This is a genomic window from Holdemanella sp., from assembly GCF_056804935.1.
The window spans coordinates 1-2,478 of the sequence record NZ_DBMEXE010000232.1 but is presented as its reverse complement, the minus strand read 5'-3'; the positions used below and the strand labels follow the sequence as shown (position 1 = coordinate 2,478).

Here is a 2,478-nt window from a genome sequence, read left to right as displayed (position 1 = left end):
TTTTGTTGAAGAATATGATATAATTTCAGATGTAAATATCTGTAAGAAATATGAAAGAGAGAATGAAAGATTATGAAATTATTGAAATTATTAGGCATTCTAATTGTTGTAATCGGATTTGTATTAAAATTGGATTCGATTTTGATTATTATGATTGCCGCTATTGTGACTGCACTTGTTGCAGGTATGGATCCAGTTACTTTCTTGGAAACACTTGGATCAAGCTTCGTCGCTAACCGCAGTATGTGCGTGTTTGTGATGGTTATGGTAGTTACGGGAACTCTGGAAAGAAATGGTTTAAAACAAGCAGCAGCTAATTTAATGAAGAAATTTAAAAATGCATCAGCCGGTGTTGTTCTTGCAATTTATGGTGTATTCCGTCTAGTCTTTGCGGCATTTAATGTAAGCTTTGGTGGCGTTGCCGGATTTGTTCGTCCTATTGTATTGCCTATGGCGACTGCTGCAGCTAAGAAAAATGGTAAAAAGATCAGTGAAAAGTATGAAGAAAACTTAAAAGGAATGGCAAGTGGTATGGAAAATATCGCATGGTTCTTTGGGCAAGTTTTGTTTGTAGGAACAAGTGGAATGATCTTAGTGCAATCTACATTAGCTGGCTTAGGATACAATGTTGAATTGGTCGATTTAATGAAAGTACAAATTCCAGTGGCAATTATTGCTGTAGCTGTTGCGATTGTGTATTACTATCTTAAAGATAAACAATTATCTAGAAAGGAGACTAAATAATGAATCCAATTCAATTTTATACGAGTGTAGATGTTACACTTTCAGAAAAACTATTAGAAGTCATGTATTGTCTAATTGGATTGATTTCTATTTATGTTGCCTTTAAAAATTTAAAAGATAAAGAAAATAAAAACAGTGTTGGTTCGTTTGTTTTCTGGTTTGATCTAGGAGTTATGTTTGTGCTAGGCAAATGGTTACCTGCCTTGGCTGATGGTATCTTATTGATTATCTTGGTTTTACCTCCAATTCTAAAGAAAGTTTCACCTGGTAATGAGCCAGAACCTACTCTTGATGAGATGGAACAAAACAACAAGAAAATTGGTGCAAAAGTATTTGTTCCAGCTGTATGTATTGGTTTGTTCGCATTACTTGCAGCTTTCTTCACAAAGATTTCACCATTAGTTGGAATGAGTGTAGGTGTTTTTGTAGCCATGATCATTTTGCGTATCTATTCAAAATCAAATACACCAAGTGTCTTCTTAAAAGATTGTCGTAGAATGATGGATGTGGTTGGACCATTAAGTATGCTTCCAATGTTACTTGCTGCTTTAGGTGCCGTATTTACAGCTGCAGGTGTTGGAGATGTCATTTCTAGTTTAGTATCTAATATTATTCCTGCAGGCAATGTTACAATTGGAATTATTGTTTATGCGATTGGCATGGCGGTATTTACCATGATCATGGGAAATGCTTTTGCGGCAATTACCGTAATGACAGTTGGTATTGGGGCACCTTTTGTCCTTAAATATGGAGCAGATCCAGTAGTGATTGGATCTCTAGCATTAACTTGTGGATATTGTGGTACACTATGTACGCCAATGGCAGCAAACTTTAATATGGTTCCTGTCGCAATCTTAGAAATGAAAGATAAAAATGGTGTCATTAAAAAACAAGTGCTTGTTGCCGTAATTATGTTAGTGGTACAAATTGTCATGATGATCATGATGTCATAGGAGATGAAATGTTATGAAAAAAGTATTAATTACAGGTTTTGATCCTTTTGGAGGAGAAAAAATCAATCCAGCTTATGAAGCTGTTAAATTATTGCCGGATGAAATTGGTGGGGCAAAAATCGTTAAGAAAGAAATTCCTACAGTATTTCAAAAAGGGCCAGATGCAGTTTATGAAGCGATTCAAGAGAATCAGCCAAATTTTGTATTGTGTATTGGTCAAGCAGGAGGAAGAAGTCAAGTCACACCAGAATGGGTGGGTATTAACTTTAGAAATGCCAGAATTGCCGATAATGAAGGCAATCAACCTTTACAGACAAGTGTTGTAGAAAATGGGCCAGAAGCTTATTTTACAATGCTTCCTGTATTTAGAATGGTTGAAAAAATGAAGGGAAATGGAATTCCAGCAAGTGTTAGTTATACAGCAGGTACTTATGTTTGTAACGATGTAATGTATTCTGTATTGCATTATTGTCATACAGAATTTAAAGATGTAAAAGGTGGCTTTATGCATGTACCTTTTGCGACTGAACAAACAGTAAATCAGCCAGCAGGAACTCCTGGAATGAATTTAAAAGATATTGCTAAAGCCATTGAATTGTCTGTAGAAGCTATGTTAGAGAGTGATACGGATATTAAAGTGGTTTCTGGAGAAACGCATTAAGAGAAAAGATTTGTTCTTTTCTTCAGATTGTTGACAAAAGCCTATACCTTTTCGTAAGGACATAGGCTTTTTATTGTATATAGGCAATTTTCGAAATGAAATTGTCTTTTTTTGTATATT

The 2,478-nt window shown here is 35.0% G+C and carries 3 protein-coding genes; all 3 read left to right on the top strand.

Annotated features, from left to right (window positions below; all coding sequences use genetic code 11):
* Window positions 1-72 precede the first annotated feature (72 nt).
* The 3 genes from ACZQCL_RS08700 to pcp are packed head-to-tail and all read left to right on the top strand — an operon-like array spanning window position 73 to window position 2,358.
* On the top strand, window positions 73-744 hold the full coding sequence (locus ACZQCL_RS08700; protein ID WP_482482836.1) for a 5-oxoproline transporter, DUF969 family subunit: 672 nt from the start codon (window positions 73-75) through the stop codon (window positions 742-744).
* Window positions 744-1,697, top strand: coding sequence for a DUF979 domain-containing protein (locus tag ACZQCL_RS08695; RefSeq protein WP_227991275.1), 954 nt, complete (start codon window positions 744-746; stop codon window positions 1,695-1,697). The genes ACZQCL_RS08700 and ACZQCL_RS08695 overlap by 1 nt, the downstream gene beginning before the upstream one ends.
* A gap of 13 nt (window positions 1,698-1,710) precedes the next feature.
* On the top strand, window positions 1,711-2,358 hold the full coding sequence (gene pcp, locus ACZQCL_RS08690) for a pyroglutamyl-peptidase I (RefSeq protein WP_333673431.1): 648 nt from the start codon (window positions 1,711-1,713) through the stop codon (window positions 2,356-2,358).
* The last annotated feature ends 120 nt before the right edge of the window (window positions 2,359-2,478 follow it).